Annotated in this window: 20 protein-coding genes, 4 tRNA genes and 2 other annotated features; of the genes, 1 reads left to right on the top strand and 23 read right to left on the bottom strand. The window is 33.4% G+C overall.

Annotation, left to right across the window (positions count from 1 at the left end):
• Positions 1-433 precede the first annotated feature (433 nt).
• From pheT to N4A68_16535, 13 genes are all read right to left on the bottom strand, one after another.
• Positions 434-2,827 carry a phenylalanine--tRNA ligase subunit beta gene (gene pheT / locus N4A68_16595; protein ID MCT4565914.1) on the bottom strand — a complete coding sequence of 798 codons (2,394 nt, stop codon included), beginning with the start codon at positions 2,825-2,827 and terminating at the stop codon, positions 434-436.
• A 106-nt stretch (positions 2,828-2,933) separates the two neighbouring features.
• Positions 2,934-3,953, bottom strand: coding sequence for a phenylalanine--tRNA ligase subunit alpha (pheS, locus tag N4A68_16590; protein ID MCT4565913.1), 1,020 nt, complete (start codon positions 3,951-3,953; stop codon positions 2,934-2,936).
• A gap of 173 nt (positions 3,954-4,126) precedes the next feature.
• Positions 4,127-4,412, bottom strand: a binding site (T-box leader).
• Between the two features lie 11 nt (positions 4,413-4,423).
• The gene (locus tag N4A68_16585; protein ID MCT4565912.1) at positions 4,424-4,504 is read right to left on the bottom strand and encodes a YqzL family protein; all 81 of its coding nucleotides are present in this window, start codon (positions 4,502-4,504) and stop codon (positions 4,424-4,426) included.
• Positions 4,505-4,585: 81 nt separating this feature from the next.
• Positions 4,586-5,413, bottom strand: a complete 828-nt coding sequence (gene rlmB / locus N4A68_16580; GenBank protein ID MCT4565911.1) for a 23S rRNA (guanosine(2251)-2'-O)-methyltransferase RlmB — start codon at positions 5,411-5,413, stop codon at positions 4,586-4,588.
• Positions 5,414-5,424: 11 nt separating this feature from the next.
• Complete coding sequence (locus N4A68_16575) at positions 5,425-6,075, bottom strand: TrkA family potassium uptake protein (GenBank protein ID MCT4565910.1); 651 nt, start codon at positions 6,073-6,075, stop codon at positions 5,425-5,427.
• Positions 6,076-6,087: 12 nt separating this feature from the next.
• Positions 6,088-7,500, bottom strand: coding sequence for a TrkH family potassium uptake protein (locus tag N4A68_16570; GenBank protein ID MCT4565909.1), 1,413 nt, complete (start codon positions 7,498-7,500; stop codon positions 6,088-6,090).
• A gap of 572 nt (positions 7,501-8,072) precedes the next feature.
• Positions 8,073-8,432 carry a 50S ribosomal protein L20 gene (rplT, locus tag N4A68_16565; GenBank protein MCT4565908.1) on the bottom strand — a complete coding sequence of 120 codons (360 nt, stop codon included), beginning with the start codon at positions 8,430-8,432 and terminating at the stop codon, positions 8,073-8,075.
• A 34-nt stretch (positions 8,433-8,466) separates the two neighbouring features.
• Positions 8,467-8,664, bottom strand: a complete 198-nt coding sequence (gene rpmI / locus N4A68_16560) for a 50S ribosomal protein L35 (GenBank protein ID MCT4565907.1) — start codon at positions 8,662-8,664, stop codon at positions 8,467-8,469.
• Positions 8,665-8,692: 28 nt separating this feature from the next.
• Entirely contained in the window at positions 8,693-9,202 is a 510-nt protein-coding gene (gene infC, locus N4A68_16555) for a translation initiation factor IF-3 (GenBank protein MCT4565906.1), read from the bottom strand.
• A 254-nt stretch (positions 9,203-9,456) separates the two neighbouring features.
• Positions 9,457-10,743, bottom strand: coding sequence for an ABC transporter permease (locus tag N4A68_16550; protein MCT4565905.1), 1,287 nt, complete (start codon positions 10,741-10,743; stop codon positions 9,457-9,459).
• Positions 10,744-10,745: 2 nt separating this feature from the next.
• Positions 10,746-11,798, bottom strand: coding sequence for an ABC transporter permease (locus N4A68_16545; GenBank protein MCT4565904.1), 1,053 nt, complete (start codon positions 11,796-11,798; stop codon positions 10,746-10,748).
• Between the two features lie 3 nt (positions 11,799-11,801).
• A complete protein-coding gene (locus tag N4A68_16540) occupies positions 11,802-13,409 on the bottom strand; it encodes a sugar ABC transporter ATP-binding protein (protein MCT4565903.1) in 1,608 nt (535 codons plus the stop codon).
• An 85-nt stretch (positions 13,410-13,494) separates the two neighbouring features.
• Complete coding sequence (locus tag N4A68_16535) at positions 13,495-14,703, bottom strand: DUF3798 domain-containing protein (GenBank protein MCT4565902.1); 1,209 nt, start codon at positions 14,701-14,703, stop codon at positions 13,495-13,497.
• Between the two features lie 907 nt (positions 14,704-15,610).
• Here N4A68_16535 and ftsH point away from each other — a divergent pair.
• Entirely contained in the window at positions 15,611-17,176 is a 1,566-nt protein-coding gene (gene ftsH, locus N4A68_16530; protein MCT4565901.1) for an ATP-dependent zinc metalloprotease FtsH, read from the top strand.
• A 117-nt stretch (positions 17,177-17,293) separates the two neighbouring features.
• Here ftsH and thrS read toward each other — a convergent pair whose 3' ends face one another.
• From thrS to N4A68_16480, 10 genes are all read right to left on the bottom strand, one after another.
• A complete protein-coding gene (gene thrS, locus N4A68_16525) occupies positions 17,294-19,222 on the bottom strand; it encodes a threonine--tRNA ligase (protein ID MCT4565900.1) in 1,929 nt (642 codons plus the stop codon).
• A gap of 78 nt (positions 19,223-19,300) precedes the next feature.
• Positions 19,301-19,518, bottom strand: a binding site (T-box leader).
• 77 nt (positions 19,519-19,595) lie between these two features.
• Positions 19,596-20,198: a DUF445 family protein gene (locus N4A68_16520; GenBank protein MCT4565899.1), complete on the bottom strand. Its 603-nt coding sequence runs from the start codon at positions 20,196-20,198 to the stop codon at positions 19,596-19,598.
• 102 nt (positions 20,199-20,300) lie between these two features.
• Positions 20,301-21,218 carry a putative sporulation protein YtxC gene (ytxC, locus tag N4A68_16515; GenBank protein ID MCT4565898.1) on the bottom strand — a complete coding sequence of 306 codons (918 nt, stop codon included), beginning with the start codon at positions 21,216-21,218 and terminating at the stop codon, positions 20,301-20,303.
• A gap of 121 nt (positions 21,219-21,339) precedes the next feature.
• A complete protein-coding gene (locus N4A68_16510; protein ID MCT4565897.1) occupies positions 21,340-22,095 on the bottom strand; it encodes a hypothetical protein in 756 nt (251 codons plus the stop codon).
• A gap of 116 nt (positions 22,096-22,211) precedes the next feature.
• A tRNA-Cys gene (locus tag N4A68_16505) sits at positions 22,212-22,286 on the bottom strand.
• Between the two features lie 12 nt (positions 22,287-22,298).
• Positions 22,299-22,373, bottom strand: a tRNA-Gly gene (locus N4A68_16500).
• Between the two features lie 3 nt (positions 22,374-22,376).
• Positions 22,377-22,452 (bottom strand) — tRNA-Phe (locus N4A68_16495).
• An 84-nt stretch (positions 22,453-22,536) separates the two neighbouring features.
• A tRNA-Val gene (locus N4A68_16490) sits at positions 22,537-22,612 on the bottom strand.
• A 174-nt stretch (positions 22,613-22,786) separates the two neighbouring features.
• Positions 22,787-23,677, bottom strand: coding sequence for an Hsp33 family molecular chaperone HslO (hslO, locus tag N4A68_16485; GenBank protein MCT4565896.1), 891 nt, complete (start codon positions 23,675-23,677; stop codon positions 22,787-22,789).
• Between the two features lie 174 nt (positions 23,678-23,851).
• Complete coding sequence (locus N4A68_16480) at positions 23,852-24,049, bottom strand: cold shock domain-containing protein (GenBank protein ID MCT4565895.1); 198 nt, start codon at positions 24,047-24,049, stop codon at positions 23,852-23,854.
• Between the last annotated feature and the right edge of the window lie 122 nt (positions 24,050-24,171).

Here is a 24,171-nt window from a genome sequence, read left to right as displayed (position 1 = left end):
ACATATTTCTATATGAGAATAAAATTTCCTTCTATAACTTTTATGCTAAATTAAAGTTTTGACTGGAATCTCTATAGGGATTTTAGTATAAACCCTAACTTATACCATGAAATTTCTCTATCATTGGTTTTAGATTCTAAATATATTTTATCATATTTTAAGTTTAAATTATCTGCAATATATAATAAACAAAAAATAGCAGTCAAATAATATATACCCCCATTAGTCTAGTTAGTAACGAATATTTCTATTTAGAATTTGTTTTAAAAAATAAACTAGTCATCTTACTCGTCCCTTTAATTATTTTCCCTATTACTTTATCCCTTACATACAGGGAGTACGCCCACGATAAAGTGCCTAGAAAATAATCAAAATCACTTAGCAATCTGACTAGTTTATTTTTTTATATGCCTAACCCATGGGTTACTTCTATTTATCTTAGCTCAGCATTTAACTTCTCCCTTAATTGGCTTAATATCCTATCAAATACTTTGTTTACCTCTTCATCAGTAAGTGTTCTATCCATTGCTCTAAATATCAATGAGTATGCCATACTTTTATATCCCTCGTCAATTTGCTTTCCTCTATATATATCAAATAATGTACATTCCTCAAGTATAGAACCACCATTTTCTAAGATAATATCTTCAATTTCCTTGTTATAGACTTCTTCCTTTACTATAATAGCCATATCCCTTGATGTTGTAGGATACTTCGGTAAAGGCTTATAAACCCTATCTAATCTTGTTATTTGAAGCATGATATTGAAGTCTAAATCTGCAATATATACTCTATTATCAAATCCATAGGTCTCTAATACTTCGGGATGGATTTCCCCTAATGTTCCTAATATATGGTTGCCATATACTATGTTTGCACATCTTCCAGGATGGAAAGAAGAATGTGTCTTTTCAGGCTCAAAGCTTAAATTCTTTATACCTAATTTATTAAATAGCTCACAAACAACTCCCTTTAAACTAAAGAAATCTATTTCATTACCATACATACCTAATGTAAGCATTTTCTTTTCAATAGGAAGTGAAGTCACAGGAATTTCATGGGGTATAAATATATTTCCCAATTCAAATGCCAGTGCAGCCGGTACATTTCTGTTATAGTTTGTGGCTAGAACATCTAGCATGTTCGGTATCAAGGATGTCCTCATAACACTGTATTCTTCACCTAAAGGATTAATAAGCCTAACACTTCGTCCTAAAAAACTATCCTCTGAGATATTTATTGAGCTTAAGCTCTTAGGGCTGACAAATGAATATGTAGTTATTTCATTAAGCCCTAATCCATTTAAGGTATCCTTTGTATAATCTTCAATTTCTTGAGCATTTGTTTTAGCTCCCCATGTTGAACCCTTTGGGAGGGTTGATTCTATAGAATTGTATCCATATATTCTAGCAACCTCTTCCACTATATCTATCTCTTTAACTAAGTCCTGTCTAAAAGTAGGTATGGTTACTACAAGCTTCTCGCCCTTTTCCTCAGTAGTCAGCTCTAATCTATTTAAAATCTCAGCTATTTCCCTTGTACTAAGCTTTGTTCCTAAAAGGTTATTTATCCTTTCAGGTCTAACCTCAATAGCCCATTTATCAAGCTTATCTTCATAAATATCTATTTTACCCTTTACAACCTGTCCTGCTCCCAGCTGTTCAATAAGCTGACAAGCTCTTTCAATAGCTAATTCAGCAATATTTGGGTCTATTCCCTTTTCAAATCTTGAAGACGCTTCTGTTCTAAGTCCCAGTTTTTTTGAAGAAGTTCTTATATTTTTTTTGTTGAAATTAGCTCCTTCTAAAAATATAGTCTTTGTAGCATCGGATATCTCAGTATCTTCTCCACCCATGATCCCTGCAATACCAATTGTATCCTTTGCATCAGCTATAACAAGAAATTTTTCATCAAGCTGCCTTTCTGATCCGTCTAAAGTAGTAGTTTTTTCATCATTTTTTGCTCTTCTAACAATTATCTTTTTATCCGCCAAAGTATCTAGATCATATGCATGTAAAGGCTGACCATACTCAAGCATAACATAGTTTGTTATATCAACAATATTGTTTATAGCTCTAATTCCTGCCTTCATCAATCTCAACTGAAGCCATGTTGGTGACTCTTCGATCCTTATATTTTTAACAACTCTACCAAAAAATCTTCTGCATAAATCTGGCGCCTTAACTTCAACGTCAATATAGTCCTTTATATCATCTACCTCATTTTTTATTTCTATCGATGGGTACTTTGTCGATAATTCAAAGGTAGCACATGTCTCTCTAGCCATACCTATCATACTTAAACAATCAGGTCTATTTGGAGTAATTTCAAATTCTATTATATAATCGTCTAAATTTAAGGCTTCTTGTATATCCATACCAAGGGTATAGTCCCCATTTAGTATCATTATTCCATCCCTCATATTTTTAGGAATCACACTGTCACTGAAACCTAATTCCTCACAAGAACAAAGCATACCATTAGATACTTCACCCCTTAGTTTACCCCTCTTGATTTTTATGCCCCCCGGCAATCTAGAACCAACTAAGGCAACCGGCACATAGTCCCCAACATTAATATTTGTTGCTCCAGTCACAATCTGGATAACCTCTTCTCCAATATTAACCATTGGAATTATCAATTTATCTGCATTAGGATGTTTTTTTATTTCAACTATTTTACCAATAACAATTTTTGTTGCTTCTTCCATGGTCTTTCTAAAGCCTTCTGTATTTGAACCAGATAATACTAATTTTTCATTCAATTCTTCTATAGGAATATTGTCTATTGGAGCATAATCCTTTAACCAACTTACAGGTACTAACATATTCTTCCTCCTTATGATAATCGGCTGATACCATTCAGCCCTAATAAATTAATCTTATGATCTATATTTTATCTAATATTTGCTGCTAAATTAGTGCATAGCAATCCTAGAATTGCTCAATAAATCTCATATCATTTTCTAACAAAAGACGTATATCTTCTATTCCATATTTAAGCATAGTTATTCTATCTAATCCCATACCAAATGCAAAACCACTATATATCTCTGGATCAATTCCACATTCCTTTAAAACACTAGGATGAACCATACCACATCCTAATATTTCTATCCATCCACTACCTTTACAAACTCTACATCCGCTTCCGCCACATTTAAAACAGGATACGTCCACTTCCCCACTAGGCTCTGTAAAGGGAAAATAATGAGGTCTAAACTTAGTTTTAGTATTCATACCAAAAAGTCTTTTTGCAAATATATCTAAAGTCCCCTTCAAATCTCCAAAAGTGATATTTTTGTCAATAACAAGCCCTTCTACTTGATGAAACATTGGAGAATGGGTTGCATCAATCTCATCCGACCTAAAGCATCTGCCGGGAGATATAACTTTAATCGGTGGTTTTTGTTTTTCCATGGTTCTAATTTGCACAGTTGATGTATGACATCTTAGAAGGATATCATCTGTTATATAAAAGGTATCGGAAAGGCTTCTAGAAGGATGGTCTTCCGGTGAATTTAAAGCGTCGAAATTATAATACACAGTATCTACTTCCGGTCCTTCAGCTATCTTATAACCCATACCAATAAAAATATTCTTAATCTCATCTAATACTTGTGTAAGAGGATGTTTATGTCCTATCTTACTAATTTTTCCAACCATTGTAACATCAATTACTTCACTTTCCATCTTAGCTTTATTTTCTTTTTTCTTTATTATAGCTTTACTTTCTTCTAAAGCATTCTCAATTGAATCCCTAACCTCATTTGCCATTTTCCCAATTATTGGTCTCATTTCCTTAGAAAGCTTACCCATTCCTCTAAGTAGAACAGTCAACTCACCCTTTTTACCTAAGTATTTAACTCTAAGTTGCTCTAATTGATTCATTGTCTCAGCTGCTTCAACATCATTTTTTACTTTTTCTAAGATTTCTAAAAGCTGTTCCTTCATTTTATATCTCCTTTCTGTATGGGGTTTATATAGTAAAGCTTAATTTGCACGTATGAAAATACTCAGTGTTTCCAGGAGTTCTGGATGTGTATAAATTAAAGTCTCTACTTAAATCCCTATAAACGAAAAACAAATTCAATTCATTTTTCCAAAAAATATTAAAACCTCCGTCCAAAAGGGACGAAGGTTACTATCGCGGTACCACCCTATTTGTTAAGCTATAATATTAGTCCTAATCCATATCAATGCATATATCCTTATGGGGCTAACAAGTATTCCTAACCACTCACTTGACATTATAACGGTGTCATCCGATAAAGCCTACTAAAACATAAAGTTTTCAGCCCTATGACTCCAGAGTGAACTTCTGATAAACCTTTAAATAGAAATGTTCTCAGCCCAAGACATTTCATCTCTGTAAATAGTATTTATCATACTTTTCTCCTTCATAGCCTATTAATATATATTTGTTAACCCATTATCTGCTTGTATAAGAGATAGGCATCTACATTACCAGTTAACATAAAAACTTTCCAAAAAAATTGAGCCATATACAACATTGATAGATGCACCCCTTTTCACTAGTCTGCTTTGCTTAAATTATAGCACAGCAAAAAAAGGTTTACAAGTAGTTATTTTGTTAAATTATTCAATTTTCTGAAATGTTTCTGTCTAACCAATTCATAAATAATTATTCCTGAGGCCACAGACGCATTTAGGGATTCGGCATTCCCAGACATAGGTATCTTTACTTTTATATTTGAACGTCTAACTAATTCATCAGACACACCATTTCCTTCATTACCAATTATAATTGCATTTTTTTTACCATAGTCCACTTGAAAATGATATCTATCAGCCTGTAAACTAGTAGATATGATGTCTGAACCATAAATCTGTAAAGTATCAATTAAATCCCCTACATTATCAACATATACTATAGGCATAGTAAATATTGATCCCATTGTTGATCTAATTGTCTTACTATTAAAGATATCTACTGTACCCTTTAGTGCAATTATTCCATCAACACCAGCTGAGTCTGCAGTCCTAATTATGGTTCCAACATTCCCTGGGTCTTGAAGTCTATCAAGGATTACTAAAAAAAGCTCTTCCTGCTCAATTATGTCCTTCAATAAATGGTGTTTCCTTTTTACGACTCCTAATATCCCCTGGGAATTATCTGTAGTAGCTATATTTTTGAAAATCTTATTGTTAACCTTATATAAATCTATATTTTTACTGTATATTCTCTGAAATAATTTATAGCTTCTTTCACTATTAGCTATCCCCTCATCATAGTATATCCCTTTAAATTCTGCATTATTATCTAGGGCATGTTCAATGATTCTAAAACCTTCTATTAAAAATTCATCATATGCTTCTCTATATTTTCTTTTATGAAGAGATTTAACATGCTTTATATTATTGTTAGCCGGGGATGTTATTTCTAAAGACACTTATAACACACCTATCTTTTCTCTATTTTTTGTATATCATCATTGTGACCAATAACAACCAAAACATCGCCTTCTTCAATTAAATCTGTGGCACTTGGGGAAATATCAATATTGGGTCCATGTTTTATAGCCATAACATTGATTCCATATGTAGACCTCATATTTAATTCTCTCAGGCTCTTACCTATCCATTCATTTAAGGTTGCAACCTCCACAATACTGTAGTCCGGTGCCAGTTCAATATAATCCATAATGTTTGAAGAAACTAGGTTATGGGCAACCCTAACCCCCATTTCTCTTTCCGGAAATACAACTCTATCTGCACCAATCTTATATAATACCTTTGCATGGAGTTCATTTTGAGCTTTAGCTACCACATACTTCACTCCAAGTTCTTTAACCATCAAAGTAACCAGTATAGAAGATTGAATATTTGACCCAATGGTCACTACAGCAACATCAAAATTACGTATTCCCAAGGATTTTATAGAATTTTCATCTGTGGCATCGGCTTGAACAGCATGTGTAACATGATCGGCAACACTTTGTATTGTTTCTTCATTTCTATCCACTACCAATACTTCATGGTCCATATTATATAGGGTTTTGGCAACACTTGAGCCAAATCTTCCACAACCAACGATTACAAATTGTTTTTTCATATAGCCACCCCTCTAACCTACCATTACTTTTCCCTCTGGATATCTTATTAAGCCCTTCTTTTTTTGCTGTTTTCTAGCTAGTGCAAATACTATAGTCAAAGCTCCTACTCTCCCGGCAAACATAGTAAAGGATATAACTATTTTACCTATCAAGCTAAGTTTTGACGTAATTCCTAGTGAAAGTCCAACGGTACCATAGGCAGAAACCGTCTCAAAAAAGATATCGAGAAAGTCCTTATTTGCCTCTGTGATTGAAAGAATCATTATGACAACTAAAACCCAAAGCATGCCTATTACAACTATGGCCAACGCTCTACTTAATACATCCTTAGCAATCCTTCTATTGAAAATCTCCGTATCATTTTTCCCTCTTATTATCGAAATAATAGACAGAATTAGCACTCCAGCCGTAGTAGTCTTTATACCCCCAGCTGTAGAACCAGGTGATCCTCCAATAAACATTAGGATTATTATAAAAAACTTTGATGCCATTGTTAATTTATCCATTGGTAAAGTATTAAATCCAGCAGTCCTAGGAGTTATGGCTTGAAACATGCTTCCCAAGAATTTTCCCTTTGCACTAAGATTACCTAAGGTTTCAGGATTATTAAATTCAAAAATAAAACTAAATACAAAACCTGTTAAAATTAGTATTCCACTTATATATAAAACTAATTTAGTATGTAATGTTAATTTGCTGAATTTCTTAAATCTAAGTAAATCCATTATAACGGTAAAGCCTAAACCACCAATTATAATAAGAAGCCATATGACAACATTGACTAAAACGTCATCAACATATGGTGTTAAGCTTCTGCCTTGTCCAATCAAATCAAATCCTGCATTACAAAAGGCGGAAACCGAATGGAAGATTCCAAATAGTATACCCTTAGGTCTTCCATATTGTGGTATGAATCTCAAAGACAAAAAAAATGCTCCTATGCCTTCAATTATAAAGGTGGTAAAAAGAATATGTTTAGTTAATCTTACAAGTCCTGAAATATTGAATTGGTTTAAAGCTTCTTGCATAATCAGCCTTTCACGTAGAGATATACGCTTACCAATAATAAAAGCCACCAGAGTGGCCATAGTCATAAAACCTAACCCACCAATTTGTATCAACATTAAAATTACAATTTTCCCAAACATAGTCCAATACGTACCAGTATCTACCACAACCAGTCCCGTTACGCATACTGCTGAAGTTGCAGTAAAGATAGAATTGACAAATCCAACACTTTCACCGGTTGTAGAGGCAATAGGAAGATTCAGTAATATAGCTCCAAGTAGTATCACACTTGCAAATCCTAAAACTAATATCTGTGCAGGATTCAATTTATAGTTGTTTATAGTATTATTCTTTTCGATTGTAATCACCTCAATCGAATATTTTAATTTCAATTTATTTATGTAAGCAAATTGCATAATTACTTTCTATAAAAACCATCTATGATGATATTCCCATATGCAATTTCCTCATATATACTCAAAATATAACTTCCCCTATTAATTATTGTTCTATCCATTTTTATATTGTGAAAAGTACATATATTATATACATACCTAAACATATGTAAAACGAATAATTACCACATATGGTATGGAAGTCCTATTTTTTCATATCCTATATTATACCACTTTAATCCATTTTTTAAAAGTATAAACCCGAAAAACATTACGGGCCCATCATTACTATAGAAATCCCAATAAATCTTTTACTTTTTGATTCTTGGAAAAGCATTGAAACTTCGACCATACAAAAATCAAAATATGGATTTATAAGTAGGTTCTATATATCTGACTTAAATCAAAATAGACTCATTAAAGCATATGAAAAAATAAACAAGCCAGGTTACAAAGTGATTTTGATTATTTTCTAGGCGCTCAGTCACGGGCATACTCAATGTATGTAAGTGATCGAGCAACGACGAAAAAAATCAAAAGTACGAGTAAGATGACTGGTTTATTTTTTGAATTTGCCTAAGAGTCTATTTTATTTATGCATTTAATTTTGATTTTGCTACTTCTACAAGTTGCTTAAATCCTTCTGCATCATGGATAGCCATTTCAGAAAGCATTTTTCTATTTATATTAACATTAGCAAGCTTTAATCCATTGATTAATCTGCTATATGAAATATCATTCATTCTTGCTGCAGCATTAATTCTTGATATCCATAATTTTCTAAAATCTCTCTTTCTTAATTTACGTCCTATATACGCGTATCTTAGAGATCTTATTACTGCAGGATTTGCAGCCTTGAATATTTTACTTTTTGCACCATAATAACCTTTAGCAAGCTTTAATATTTTTTTATGCTTTTTCTTAGCATTAACAGCCTTTTTAACTCTAGCCATTTTGTCCTACCTCCCTTACTTTTCATCCTAGAATTTATAGATATGGAATAACTTTTTTGATTCTTTTTAAATCGCCACCAGAAACTAAGCCAGATTGACGTAGGTTTCTTTTTCTCTTAGAAGATTTCTTTGTTAATATATGACTTTTATAAGCCTTAGATCTTTTAACCTTTCCAGATCCTGTAACTTTTAATCTTTTAGCTGCTCCTCTATGAGTTTTCATTTTAGGCATTTTAATTCCTCCCTTCAACTATTCCTTACTAATTTTTTGGAGCTAATATCATTATCATACTTCTACCTTCCATTTTAGGCTTTTTCTCCATAGAACAAACTTCTGATACTATAGAGAAGAATTTATTCAAGACATCTACACCTAAATAAGTATGTCCTAGCTCTCTTCCTTTAAATCTTAAAGAAACCTTTACTTTATCACCTTTTTCAAGAAACTTAATTGCTCTGTTAGCCTTTGTGTTTAAATCATGTTCTTCTATATTAAGACTTAATCTTACTTCTTTTACATTAATTACTTTTTGTTTTTTCTTTGCTTCTTTTTCTCTCTTTGCTTGTTCATACTTGTACTTTCCGAAATCCATTATTTTGCATACTGGAGGTTTAGCATTTGGAGCTATCTTCACCAAATCCAGTTTGCGTTCTGCTGCCAATTCAAGAGCCTTTCTTGATGACACTATACCAAGCTGTTCTCCATTAGAGTCAATTAATCTCACTTCACGATCTCTTATAGATTCATTAATTTCCTGCTTCTTTTTAATAATTGTCCACCTCCTGAAAATTTTCCACACTATAATTAATAAAAAGATTTATAAACAAAAAGACGAATGTTTAAACATTCGTCTTATAGCCATAATTATATATTAAACAGGTTCTAAATTACTTTTTTTGGCCATATTAACCTTAATGATTTATTTCATAAGGTGAGAAACGAATGTCTCTACTTTATTTTTATGTTTGTATCCTTTTCCAAAAATAAGTTTATCACTTATAAAAGTATCTGTCAAGCTATTTATTATTTTTTTGCAGTAAGTTTTTTCCACGCGTGGAGTCCAAGGGAAACCCCTATTATTCCATATGCAACAAAGGCCCTAAAATATTCACCTATTTGAGCCGATCCGAAAAGATTGTTACCAGCCTTAGGCGATACATAGAAAAGTGTATGGAACAGAATAACTCCTAGAATCGCCTGCCCACTAGTGGCTCTAGATGCAGACGCCCCACCTATTAATATAGCAGCTATGGAAAATGTAGCTATCTGAACGTGGCTTCCATAGGTACTCAAGGTTCCTATATTCTGTAAAAATATAATTTGTCCCCAAGCCGCCAATACTATGGATATGGTTACAGCAATAATCCTAACCCTATCAACATTGATACCTGAGACCTTAGCTATATGCATGCTTTGTCCTACTGTCCTAAAGTCCTGCCCTAGCTTTGTTTTGACTATCAAAGCATTAAAAATACATAGAATACCTATAACTATAAATGTACTCATTGGCAATTTTAATCCTGCCACTCTTCTTGAATCTACAGCATATATTAATATAGTAGACAAAATAATTATTATACTAAAGGCAATATAGGTTTTCATTTTTTTTCTACTTACTATGCTAAACCTTTTATCCGACTTACTTTTTACAAGTAAAAATGCAAACACAACAGCCACTAAAACACTACATACAATTATCGTTTGTAAAAATGGCAATCTTAATATTCCATCTAATGCATATTTTATACCCCTATTTCTACTGAGATCAATGGTATTTCTAACGCCTACACCACCACTAATCATTAAAACCTTATTCTCTACAGGAATTACCGTACCCATCATTACTAAAAACAGGAATTGATAAAGGCCCATTGTAAAGAAACCAGCTATCATTCCAGCTATCATTTCTTGTCCCTTAGTTTTATTAAATAATATCCCTGTCAATATGCCAAATACTATTGCCAGTGGCGTAGCTACAGCTATACAAAGGAAAAATCCTGGTACACCGGACACGCCCCAATGGGTAACAAAAAAGATTGCGATTTGTCCAGCCATAGCTCCAATAACTATACCAAAATTCAGACCCATACCAGCAATAACCGGGATAATTAAAGAAAGTACTAAGAATCCATTCCTAGCCAATCTAGTAATTATTTCTCTAACTATAGACCCGGGAGCATACCCTGAATAATAACTACTAATCAAGCAAACTACAAGAAATAGAATTGTAACACTTTGCTCCTTAAGAAATTTTTTGAATCTAAATGTTTTCTTGGGAGAATCCTTTAGTTCGTCTATTTTAACTGTCATAACTAAGAATCACCTCCTACTTTAGTTAATGCATATAAGATTATTCCATTTTGAACTATCATTCTTAATATCTCCGATAGGTTTCCCTGACTGAAAACCGTGTTAGCAACGGGTAATGCCACAGTCAATAATCCTTGGAATAGGAATACTCCAATAATTACATGGGATATCTTAGCTTTCCTAGCAGAAGCTCCACCGATCAAAACCGCAGCTACAGCTGGGAATGCCATATATAGAGGTCCCGTATAAAGCTGCATAAAGCCATAACTTGAACAATATACTATCATCCCTATAGCCCCTAGGATTGTAGATAACGTAATACCTATTATTCTATATTTATCATCTATTATCCCCGATGCCGCGGCAAATCTAGGATTATCTCCCGAAGCCTTCAATGCTATACCCGTTTTACTTTGAGTAAATAACCAAAGTATAAGACAATTGAGGAAGAAAAATATCAATAACCCCGTGGGGATTTTAATACCAAACAAAGGGAATGACCATAGGTCATTAAGAACATAGGCAAATGTTGATTCTAATGAAACAGTTTGTCTTATTCCATTTCCTATGGGCCAAAGCATTTCAGGGTGCTTAACAGGTAATACCACCCATAATATACAAAACAACTGAACTACAGAAAATCCAGTATAAGTAGCAACAAGCATCTCGCTACCCTTGATCTTATTAAGCATCTTGCTATATCCATATCCTGCTAGTCCTGAAATAGGAATAGCTATAAGGATGGCGGGAACCAATCCATGCCCCAACCATATACTGTTTGTAAGTCCAAACTCTAGTGTTATAACAGTAGCTAGCAATCCACATACTAATCCAATAGGCAATGCAAAGTTAGGCCCTGTTCCGCATTGGATGGAGGGAACCATTGCCAATGTCAAAATACCAAACATCCCAAATCTTCTCAATACATCGGAGGAAAGGGATATCATTGGCAATTCAAGAAAGTAGGCAGATATACATATTACTATGAAAAGAGATGATATAATAAGCCTTGGTAACCCTATCTTTTTATACATAACCTTCATTGATTCAGTCATCTTCTACGCCTCCTCCCTATATATCTTATGATATTCTCCGGACATCATTAGTCCAAAATCCTTATCACTTGCACTAGGTTCTAATATACCTTCTACCTTACCTTCAGTGATTATTGCAATCCTATCACAAATAGTCCTTAACTCCGCCAATTCACTTGATGTCATTATTACGGTCACACCTTCTTCGCGATTGAGCTTGAGCAAATAATCAAGAACCAACTTCTTTGCCCCAATATCGATTCCCCTTGTTGGTTCAGAGACTAAAAGCACATCTGGTTTAAGGGTCAATGCCCTAGCAAGGCAAACTTTTTGTTGGTTTCCACCACTAAGCCTTCTTGTAAGCTGATGTGGTCCCCTACATCTAATATCTAATTTTTCAATTAAATCCAAGGCATGTTTTCTAATCTTTCCTTTATTTATTAAAGTAAACAGCCACAATTTGTGTATAAACTCATCCTTTATCTGAATAGCTGTAATTACAATATTATTTTCTATAGATGAATCTAAAAGAAGTCCGACTCCTCTTCTGTCCTCAGAAACAAAGGCAAGTCCATTTTTCAAGGATTCAGCAGCATCATTCAATTTTAAGCTCTCACCCTTTAATATGATTTCTCCATCTGCTTCATATAAACCCATAATTCCGTTGGCAATACCTATCTTACCCTGCCCTGCCAATCCTCCAATACCGAATATCTCTCCCTTTTTTATATTTAAATTTATTTCTTTAACCTCTTCGCCGGGCATATTAACGGTAAAATTCTTTAATTGAATAATATCTTCTTCTTTCTTAGAAAAAGATTCTTTATTTCTATCCTTATTTGTCATCTCAATTTTTCTACCCACCATAAGTTCGGCAAGCTCTTCCACATTAGTTTCTTCTTTCTTCTTAGTTGTAACCAGCTCGCCATCCCTCAAAATTGTTATATTATCAGCAGCTTGTATAACCTCATCTAATCTATGGGTAATAAATAGAATAGCAATACCACTATCAGCAAGTCTCTTCATTGCATTAATAAGATTGACCGCCTCACTTTCAGCTAAAACCGCTGTAGGTTCATCAAATACCAAGAGTTTTATGCCTTCTTTATCAATTTCTCTTGCTATTTCAACAAACTGCATGTGTCCAACGGGCAATCCAGCAACCTTAACATATTCCTCTATATCCAAGCCCAAAGTATCGAGTGCTTTTCGAGCATCCTTATGCATACTTTTCTTATTGAGGGACTTTAATGCATTTCCCCCCGTAAGTTTGCTGATTAGATTATCCTTCAAAAGTTCTCGATTGAGCTTAACATTCTCAGTTATAGAAAATTCCGGAATGAGCATGAACTCTTGATGTACCATTCCTATACCCATTTCCATCGCTTCCTTAGGAGATTTAACTTTACTAACTTCTCCATCCAATAAAACTTCACCTTCAAATCCACCGGTCGAATGAATAACGGCCATACCAAACAAGATATTCATAAGTGTTGATTTTCCCGCACCATTTTCACCTAACAGTGCATGTATTTCACCAGGTTTCACCTTCAAATCTATACCCTTAAGAACTTGATTACCATAGTACTCTTTCTTGATATTTTTCATTTGAAGTACAAACTTTTCTTCCAACACTATCACCGCCTTATGATTTCATAGAAAAGGTAAGGTCACCCTTATGGCAACCTTACATTATTTATACTATATTGATTAATAATTAGAATGTTAAGAAATCAAGTAATACCATTATATAATTGTCGTATTTATTTCCATTTTCTTCAAGAGAAGTCATTTTAATTTCTGTTTCAGCATAGGCTTCAAACTTATCTTTTAATACAGCTTGATCAAACTTACCCTCTGTTTCACCATCGATATATGCCTTAGCATAATCAGCTCCAGCTTCTATAAACATCATAGCTACGGGAACAGGCCATGTAGAGGTTCTACCTTCCATGCCAGCAGCCTTCATTTTAGCTGTGATTTCATCAACAACATAAGCAACATCCCCTTGTTTATCCTCAGGAATCTCGATACCAAGTGCTGACGGGAATCCATGATATGGAGATGGACAGCAAGGTTGTGGATATATAGCACCTTGATCTACAACTGATTTTATAAGAGGAACCTGCATAGCACAGTTAGTACTAAAGAATGCAGTATCCTTACCATATTTCTCTACCATTCTAGGTACATCTTCAAGAATAAATTGTTGCGCACCGGGAACCCCAGCGTCGCCTGTTGGGTCTGGAGCTGTGGCATCTACAAACTCCATTCCAAGCTTTTTACATTCTTCTTTAAATATGTCTCTTCTAGCGGAAAGAAGAGCATAGGACATATGTCTTGGGAATGAATAATGCACAAACACTTTTGCCCCTTGCTTCTTAGCTTGAGCCGGTATTTCTGTACCCATTCCTAAATCATCGGGACTAAGTACTATATCAGCTTTAGAAGATATTGTACCTGGATCTTCCCCCGGTTGACCTGCTATAACTAAAAGGTCAGGGTTAATTTCCCTTGCTTTATCTATGGCCGCAGATGCCCCTGGAACTGCCTGTACGAATATAATGGCTTTACAATCTGGATCTTCTGCCATACTAGCCACATTAGCTATAGTTGTCTCTTGCTCATCCATAAACTTATCTGGATAAGTCATTATCATAATATGCTCTTTACCATATTCTTTTAAAACTCTTTCCGCTGCCCTGTACTCTTCTTCATTTTGAGAAACAGTACCAGTCATTATACCTATCTTCCAGTTTCCATCAGCAGCTGGTTCTTCAGTTTTAGCTGCCGGCTCTTCGGTTGCAGGAGCTGGTTCTTCAGCTTTGGCTGCTGGTTCTTCAGTTGCAGCAGGTTTTTGTCCACATGCGGTCAATCCAACTAATAAAGTTAGAACTAATAAAATAGCTAAAAACTTCTTAAACATAAAAAAATCCCCCTCTATTTTCATAGAAATATTTTTGATTTGAAATGTTGAAAATTTACCTCCCTTCATTTCAAAATAGGTTGAAGATATATTTAATAGAAGATGCGCATGTAATATTATTGCAGTTTTGTTGATTTTTAACAGCAATAAGGGTTATGCATTCTCTTCTAAAAAACCTTTTGTAGACTTATTATGTATGGTTGAATGACTTTAAGAGATTAAGTAGACAAGTTAGATACAAAGAACAATTTCTTATATATTTACCGACTGGTATTACGAATATTTTCCTCAATTAATAATTATGTAGACATGCATAAATTAATTCCTTAAATAAAAATTTTTATAAAATTTAATTATAGATATTCCAGTTAAACAGTTAATTTATACACATCAAAAATCCCTAGAATCATCGGATATGCTTATATCCTAAGTAATTAAATCAAGGATGATATCTGCATATTAGGTTTAGACAAGTAAGAGCCATGTAATTTCTTCATTTAGTTAAATTTTCAAAATATCATAAATTATTTATCCATATACATTTTTTTAAAATATTACCAATATAATCTTTTCTAAGACATATAATTCTACATTTTTTTGAATATTCCTTCTTTATTAATATTCTTTATTTATATAATTTTATTAATATATAAAATTTTCAGAAATCATATAATTTTTGTTTTGATTTATTTTTTATCCTGACTTTGGGTACACTAATATCGAATATAAATAAAATTTACTATTTAACCATGAATATAGGGTTTACATAGTGAAACTTAGCTTATACATATACAAATACCTAGGGTTTCTGGGAGTTTTGGCCATGTTGTATAAATCAAAGTTTTTACTTTAATCCCTATATCCTCAGTCAAAATTACGATAAAATAAAAGGCAGGTGGTTTTTATTTTGAAAAAAAAGACCCTTTTTTTTATTTTTTTATCCTCAATAATTTTAAACATCATAATAGTTGCAGTATCTCGTATTAATAGTAAATCTGCAAGCCATATTAGTATTAGAGGATCTACAACTAGTCTACTAATAGTGATTAGTATCTTTTTATTGATATATTTTTTAAAGTTCGACAATAATTCACCCCAGTTTGCTCCCGCCCATCTTAAAAATGAAAAAAATGAAAAAAGAAACGAAAAGGCAAATGAAACTGCCATAGGTTTTAGGGATGTAGCAGGATTGGATGAAGCAAAGGAAGAACTGGCAGAGATAATTGATTTTTTGAAAAACCCAGATAAATACAGAACTATGGGAGCAAAGATTCCGAAGGGGATTTTGTTACATGGTCCTCCAGGAACGGGAAAAACTTTATTAGCCAGAGCCATTGCAGGTGAAACAAACTCAAAATTTATTCCCGCCAGCGGTTCAGAGTTTGTGGAAAAATATGTTGGAGTAGGAGCAAAAAGAGTACGATCATTATTTGAAAAAGCTAGAAAAGAAGCTCCTTCAGTCATTTTCATAGATGAAATAGATGCCATTGGAGCTAAAAGAACCCTAGAAAGTAATAACGAAAAGGATCAAACATTAAACCAATTATTAATAGAGATGGATGGATTTAACAACGATCAGACTGTTATAATCATAGGAGCCACTAATCGAATTGACATGCTTGACGAAGCCTTAAAACGACCTGGAAGATTTGATAGGAACATATTTATAGGTAATCCGGATATTAAATCTAGGGAAGAAATTTTTAAGGTTCACATTAAAAATAAACCTATAAGTCCCAAAATAGATGTCAAAGAGCTGGCAAAAAGAACCCATGGCATGTCTGGTGCCCATATTTCAAACATCGCTAATGAAGCTGCCATACTAGCGGTAAGAAACAATAAGAAAATAATTGATTTCGATGACTTTAATAATGCCATTGAGAAAGTTATCGGTGGTTTGGAAAGAAAAAATTTTTCCATTTTAGAAAAAGAAAAGAAAAGAGTTTCTTTCCATGAATCGGGCCATGCTTTGATGGGAAAAATACTGAGTACAGACTTAATTTCCAAAATTTCCATTATACCTAGAAGTCAAGCACTAGGATATGTGATGTATACTCCTGACGAAGAGCGTTTTTTAATAACCAAAGAAGAGCTTTATAACAAAATAAAGGTTATGCTGGGGGGAAGAGCCGCAGAAGAAGTGATCTTTGGTAATATTTCAACGGGAGCTAAGGATGACCTCCAAAAAGCAAATCAATTAGCTTTTCAAATGGTTTGTGAATATGGCATGAGTGATTTAGAAAATAGATTCTATGAACCAAGTCTCATCAAGAATTGCTATGACTCAATTGATAAAGAAATAAACAAAATAATCGATAATTGCTACAAGGATACATTAGTAAGAATTAAAGCTAATAAGGAGCTATTAACTAAGGTAGCCGGAGTATTGTATGAAAAAGAAACATTGACAGGAGAAGATTTAAATACAATAATAAAAAATTTTGACAGTTCCAAAAATCTTTCAATCATATAAAAAAGTCGTTTAGTTTTTCTAAACGACTTTTTTTAGGCAGCCTGCCATCTTGTTGACCTTGTCAACAATCTGAAAAGTCGTTTAGTTTTTCTAAACGACTTTTTCATCTTTTTCTTTTTATTCTTCAGATATTGACAATATTCTATTTTCTATTTCATTTATTACTTGTTCAATAAAATTATCTATTTCTTGGCTTCCCAATTCCCCTCTATCCCTAGAGCGTACAGATACAGTTTGTGTTTCTGATTCTTTATCTCCAACAATAAGCATATATGGAACCTTTTGAAGCTGTGCTTCACGTATTTTATAACCTATTTTTTCACTTCTGCCGTCAACTTCTGCCTTTATACCCCTTGCATCCATTTTCTTAGCAACACTCTCAGCATAGTCAATATGTCTATCTGTTATAGGTAGTACTCTAACCTGCTCAGGTGCAAGCCATGTAGGGAACTTACCAGCAAAATGCTCAATAAGTATTCCAATAAATCTTTCTATACTACCAAATGCCACTCTATGGATTACTATAGGTCTATGTTTTTCCCCATCCTTACCTACATATGTCAATTCAAACCTTTGTGGAAGTTGGAAGTCTAACTGAATTGTTCCACACTGCCATGTTCTACCTATACAATCCTCTAATTGAAAATCTATTTTAGGGCCATAAAATGCACCATCACCTTCATTTATCTTATAGGGCAATTCTAATTCTTCTAAAGCTTCTTTCAAAGAATTTTCAGCCATTTCCCAATCTTCGTCACTACCCATTGAATCCTCTGGTCTAGTAGACAATTCCACATGGTATTTAAATCCAAACTTTGTATAAACTTCATCTATCAACTTAGCTACACCTTTAATTTCATCCTTGATCTGCTCTGGAAGCATAAATATATGGGCATCATCCTGAGTAAAGGCCCTTACCCTCATAAGACCATGAAGTGCCCCGGATAACTCATGTCTATGAACTCTACCTACTTCACCAAGTCTCATTGGAAAATCCCTATAGGAACGCATCTCTGTATTATAAACTAGCATTCCACCTGGACAGTTCATCGGTTTTATAGCATAGTCTTCATCATCGATTCGTAAAGTGTACATATTCTCTTTATAATGATACCAGTGTCCAGAAGTTTCCCAAAGCTTTCTATTTAGTATGATTGGAGTTTCAACCTGTACATATCCCCACTTTTTATGGACTTCTCTCCAGTAGTCCATAAGGGTATTTTTTAACTCCATACCCTTTGGTAGGAAAAATGGGAAACCAGGTCCTTCTTCTAAAATAGTGAATAGCTTTAATTCCTTACCTAATTTTCTATGATCCCTTTTTTTAGCTTCTTCTAATCTATGAATGTGTTCTTCCAAAAGTTTTTTCTTTGGAAAAGAAGTCCCATAAATTCTTTGAAGCATTTTGTTCTTTTCGTCACCTCTCCAATAAGCACCGGCAAGACTTAAGAGTTTCAAGGCTTTAACTGGCTTTGTGGAAGGTAGATGGGGTCCTGCACAAAGATCTACGAAGTCTCCCTGCTTATAGAAAGAAATAACAGCGTCTTCGGGTAAATCTGTAATAAGTTCAACCTTATACCCTTCCCCTTTGTCTTCCATATATTTTAAAGCCTCATCTCTAGGAAGCTCAAATCTTTCTATTTGCAAATCTTCTTTAGCTATCTTAGTCATTTCTTTTTCAATTTTTTCTAAGTCTTCAGGAGTAAATTTATGTTCAGAGTCAAAGTCATAATAATATCCATTTTCAATGGCTGGCCCAATAGCTAAAGTTGTTTTGGGATACAATTTTTTAACTGCTTGAGCTAATATATGGGCACTAGTATGTCTAAATACATCTGCTCCACCTTCATCATCAAATTTTAATATATTAACCTCACAATCCTTATCTAGCTCGTAGTTTAAATCTACAACATTACCATCTATCTCACCAGCCATGGCTTCCTTTGCAAGTCTTCCACTTATACCCTTAGCAAGTTCTAGTATTGTTGTTCCTTTTTCCACCTCTTTTGCTGAACCATCCTTCAAAGTAATTTTTACTTGTTCCATACAACAAACCTCCTCGTCACCTATTTAGTATTATTTTAGGCTCAATTTAAATATAAAAAACCCCTCGTCTCTACATAAAGTAGGGACGAGAGGTTGCTCCCGTGGTTCCACCCTAATGGATAATATATCCACTCTAACGGCATTAACGTTGCCACCCGGTAGATTTTTCGTCTAAGACTACTAAACTACTGCTCAAGGGGTAGTTTTCCTATAACCATATCAGAAATGCTCCCAGCCAATGGCATTTCCTCTCTGAAGACAGAATCTATAGTACTCTTCCCTATCATAGCATTACTATTATTGGTTTAATATAATTATATTGATAAAAATCTATTTGTCAATAAGTTTTTGTGTTTTATTTATTTATTATACACTAAAATTGTAAAATTATTATACCTTGCATAAAACCTATAACAAACCCTATAAGCCCACCCAGAAGCTCTATATGCTTCAACTCTTTTTTGGCAATGCCTATAATTATTTCTTCTAACTTTTCTAATTCAAAATCATTTATCTTTTCTTCAATTATTTCAGAAATCTTTACCTTGCTAGTAGCCTTATGAATAAGCTTTTCACTTAATTCATTTATTACATTTTCCCCTTCACTTTCTATGATTTCATCTACATAAACAAGTATCATACCCCTTATGGCTCCAGGTATAAGGGAAGGCATCTTTTCTTCAGCAATAGTTCTAACTTTTTTCTTAATTTGTGATATGATTTGGCCTTTATTTTCTTCTTCAATCAATTTATCTATTATTTCCTCAATAGAAATAAGTTCGGTTTCCACTGTATGACCAATACTTCTAGCTATCTCAGATTTTCTCTTTGGAATCAACCCTTGAATAGAAAAATTTAAACCAGGTATTTTTATGGGGTTTAAGGGTCTAAAAATCAACTTTACTGCAAAAACATTTGTCATCCATCCTATTCCAGCTCCAATTATAGACAATATCATTACTTTTACCCAAAACATTTTTTCACCTCTTATATCTTTATCTTATGCAAACAAAATAAAGTATACCATATAACCCTAGTCCTTTCAATAGCAATAAGAAAGAGTAGATTATGTTCATATCTACTCTCCCTTTATATCCTTATTTATATTGCAAATTTTGCAGTTATTGCATATATAAACCCTGTCGTCAAATATGTTTTTTATAGTTTCAATTATTTCTGTATTTTTTATATTCGAAGCTAGGTGAAATATTATTTTTTTAGGTGCTATTGTTATAAGAGAGCTTACAAGAAAATCATCATTATTCAAGTTATTATCAACTAGATCATCTATCAAACCCCTTATGTAGTTATCATCTATTACTTTGTTTTTTTCATCAAAGAAGTGATATTTACCCCCCTTGTCTACAACAATATTTATTAAGTCTATTTTGGATTCTTGGATATTTACAAAATACCTTAGAAGCTTAATAAACTCATTATATTCCTTTTCCATCACGAATTCTTCTACGACTCTATCAATCACCTCATATATGTCATCAAGATAATTCCTCAACCTAAAATTGACAAATCCTTCTATGTTCAAGCTATCATTTTCAGCAAAAAAATCCATTAATTTATAGATTATTTTGGCTTTTCTATTTACTTTATATGGTACATCAATACTATCATCATAAATCTCATTATCTAAACAAATATTTAATTGCTCTATGATAGTTTTCTTTTCACTGGCCTTTAAAAAACAATAATCGGCTTGAAGAATTTTTTCTATTATACTTAATTCCAGAACATCTACTATATAATTGGAAATACCAACAGCCGCATAATGTTTGAACACATTAAAAAAATCATCATATAAAATATCATTCTTATTAACCATTTTTTCATCTATATAAAATCTAATTGTATTAAACTTGCCATCCTTTGCTGTACTATTACTTACTACCATGTCTTTATTATTATAGTTTTTGGTTATCATATCAACTACACTGCTGTTAACTTCTTCATTTTCATAAAAAGTAATGGAAAGTAGATCCACTATTATCACTCCCTCCTTTCAGTAGTAGTATACGGGATTAAAAAAAAGCATATACAAATAATGTTCTGTTATATTTTGTTTTTACTGTCATTTATGAAGAATTTACATACAATTCATGGGTTTATATTTCTGTAATGGGTATAATGGAACCTATATCAATAAGTTTTTTATCTTCTACAATATCAAACCCAACTGAATATTTCTCTAAGAATTTTTTTATCATCTCAAAATCAGGATGTTCCCTTATATCACCGGAAAAAAACATTTTTTTATTTTCAATCAATCCCGATGTTCCACCTATAAATCCATAATCTAAACCTGGCAAATCAATATATCCACTTTTTATTAGCAATACATCTATATCATATTTTTCTAGCTTTCCAGCAATTCCTCGATCCGATGTAATTATGGCTTTTTCATTGACTATACATATAGAACATTTGGAGTATCCTTGATTTACATTTATTAGCTTTAATCGTTTTTCTTCAAGACTTTTAATAATTCTTTTATCTGTATATTTAAAGTTGTGTACAGCTATTTGGCCTATTCTCCCTACATTATATGCAATATCGTCGGGATAGGTACTCTTTAACATAGTATTCCCTTTAATTACTTTTAAATTTAATTCTTTAAGTTTGATATATATATCATCATAAATATTTGGTGCCACAACAATTTCATTGCCTCCCATATGATGCATAAGCATATCCGGGTGAGCCGAGACCGCATTATACAGGTTATCACAATAAGGAGTCTCAATAATATTTATACCTTTAGCTCGTATTTTATTCTGTACACATTTTGGAACCCTTTTGTCTACTATAACCGTTTTTACTTTACCCTTAGGTAAAAAAGGAGTTTCTATAAATTTTTCCATAAATTCAATCCACCCTCTTGCAATAAAAATTCTATATAATAGAAGCTTAGTGTCTAGAGTCCATTGGAACTCTCTATAAAATAGCAAAAGACATCCTAAAGGATGTCTTTTGGTTTTGGAGGCGGCACCCAGATTTGAACTGGGGAATAAAGGTTTTGCAGACCTCTGCCTTACCACTTGGCTATGCCGCCATATTATTTGATTGGAGCGGTAGAAGGGATTTGAACCCTCGACCCTCGCCTTGGCAAGGCGATGCTCTACCACTGAGCCACTACCGCATATGGTGCCCAGAGGCGGAATCGAACCACCGACACGGGGATTTTCAGTCCCCTGCTCTACCGACTGAGCTATCTGGGCTTATTAAAGAAGTCTTTTTACCTACTGATAAAAACCACAAAACTTCCCTTGAACCTAAAGGTTCGCTACAAAGTTTTGTTGACTTGGTGGGCGCAACAGGACTTGAACCTGTGACCCCCTGCTTGTAAGGCAGGTGCTCTCCCAGCTGAGCTATGCGCCCCTTTGATCAATATGACAAATATTATATTACAGCAAAATGAAGTTATTGTCAATAAAATTTTTACATAAATTTAACCTATTTAATAATAAAGTATAACTATATACTTGTATTTACAACATATTTATGGACCACTAGGTATACATCTAATAGTCCATAAAAGCTTTGTATATAAGATTATTTATTACCTAAAGCATAATCAAGAAGCTGGGTTAGCTCCTCTTTATTAAACATATATTTTTTATTACAAAAATGACACTTTAATTCTGCTTTGCCATCTTCCTCTATTATATCCCTTAATTCCTTCTCCCCAATGCTAATTAAGGCCTTTTCAAGCTTTTCTCGTGTACAGTCACACATGAAATCTACTTTTTTATCCTCTATTATTTCCACATCAAAGTCTTTTAAAACATTTTTCAAAATTTCTTCAGCAGTCATACCTTTATCTATCATAGATGTAACCGGAGTCACATCCTTAATTGCTTCTTCAAGCTTAATCAAAACCTCTTCTTCCACATCTGGAAGGGGCTGAATAATAAATCCTCCAGCTGCTTTAACTGATCCATCGGTATTCAATAAAACCCCTAAGGAAACTACAGAAGGCTGCTGTTCAGAATACATATAATAAGCGGCTATATCCTCTGCTATTTCCCCTGTTATTAGATTGGATTGTCCAACATAGGGTTCTTTAAGTCCAAGATCTTTTATAACAATTAGCTTACCATTTTTCCCTATGGCGCCTCCCACATCTAGCTTACCTTTTTCGTTTAATTTTACATCTATATATGGATCTGAAATGTAACCCTTCACATATCCCTTAGAATTTGAAACCGCTACGATTGACTTTATTTCATTAACACCCCTCACTTGTAAGGTCAAGGTATCATTATCACCCTTTAGCATATATCCCATCATAGACCCAGCAGTTATTAACCTTCCCAAAGCTGCTGTGGCAACAGGGGTAGTACCATGAATTTCTCTAGCTTTTTCTACCATATCAGTTGTTACAGCTCCAAAAACCCTTATGCTTTTATTTGCAGCCAAACCTCTAACTATATAATTCTTCAATCTAATCCCTCCAACTGCTTTATGTGAACAAAAGCATCCAATGATACTTTCGTAATTCTAAATGATAAGTTCTAAGATTTAGGTTTGATTAGTTCTGGTTTTCAACAAGTGATCCACAGCAATAAAGCCCTGAACTAGTCAGGGCTGGTAAGCTTATTAATTCATTTATATAAATTAAAGCTTAGTAACTTGAGTTGCTTGAGGTCCTTTATCCCCATCAACAACATCAAATTCAACTTCTTGCTCTTCGTCTAATGTCTTGAATCCGTCTCCAAGAATTGCAGAGTAATGTACGAATACATCTTTTCCGTCTTCTCCAGTGATGAATCCATAACCTTTTTCGCCGTTAAACCATTTTACTTTACCTTTCATGTAACAATCAATCCTCCTAAAACTTTCAAAAATTAAGATTAAGCTAGCTCATACTAATTTTAACACAGCCCTGTTGCAGTGTCAATCAAATATATAGAGATTCAAGTAAAACTTTTAATTAA

It is taken from the genome of Maledivibacter sp. (assembly GCA_025210375.1).
Taxonomy (GTDB): domain Bacteria; phylum Bacillota; class Clostridia; order Peptostreptococcales; family Caminicellaceae; genus JAOASB01.
This window is presented reverse-complemented; position numbering and strand designations above follow the sequence as displayed.

Excerpts from the sequence above, each read along its gene's own strand:
- rplT (MCT4565908.1), bottom strand. The coding sequence starts at position 8,432 with ATGGCTAGAGTTAAAAAGGCTGTTAATGCTAAGAAAAAGCATAAAAAA.
- pheT (MCT4565914.1), bottom strand. The coding sequence starts at position 2,827 with ATGTTAGTACCTGTAAGTTGGTTAAAGGATTATGCTCCAATAGACAAT.
- N4A68_16545 (MCT4565904.1), bottom strand. The coding sequence starts at position 11,798 with ATGACTGAATCAATGAAGGTTATGTATAAAAAGATAGGGTTACCAAGG.
- rpmI (MCT4565907.1), bottom strand. The coding sequence starts at position 8,664 with ATGCCTAAAATGAAAACTCATAGAGGAGCAGCTAAAAGATTAAAAGTT.
- N4A68_16585 (MCT4565912.1), bottom strand. The coding sequence starts at position 4,504 with ATGGCTCAATTTTTTTGGAAAGTTTTTATGTTAACTGGTAATGTAGAT.
- N4A68_16480 (MCT4565895.1), bottom strand. The coding sequence starts at position 24,049 with ATGAAAGGTAAAGTAAAATGGTTTAACGGCGAAAAAGGTTATGGATTC.
- pheS (MCT4565913.1), bottom strand. The coding sequence starts at position 3,953 with ATGAAGGAACAGCTTTTAGAAATCTTAGAAAAAGTAAAAAATGATGTT.
- N4A68_16520 (MCT4565899.1), bottom strand. The coding sequence starts at position 20,198 with ATGTTTTGGGTAAAAGTAATGATATTGTCTATAATTGGAGCTGGAATA.
- thrS (MCT4565900.1), bottom strand. The coding sequence starts at position 19,222 with ATGGAACAAGTAAAAATTACTTTGAAGGATGGTTCAGCAAAAGAGGTG.
- N4A68_16510 (MCT4565897.1), bottom strand. The coding sequence starts at position 22,095 with ATGGAAAAATTTATAGAAACTCCTTTTTTACCTAAGGGTAAAGTAAAA.
- N4A68_16550 (MCT4565905.1), bottom strand. The coding sequence starts at position 10,743 with ATGACAGTTAAAATAGACGAACTAAAGGATTCTCCCAAGAAAACATTT.
- N4A68_16570 (MCT4565909.1), bottom strand. The coding sequence starts at position 7,500 with ATGCAATTTGCTTACATAAATAAATTGAAATTAAAATATTCGATTGAG.
- N4A68_16535 (MCT4565902.1), bottom strand. The coding sequence starts at position 14,703 with ATGTTTAAGAAGTTTTTAGCTATTTTATTAGTTCTAACTTTATTAGTT.
- N4A68_16575 (MCT4565910.1), bottom strand. The coding sequence starts at position 6,075 with ATGAAAAAACAATTTGTAATCGTTGGTTGTGGAAGATTTGGCTCAAGT.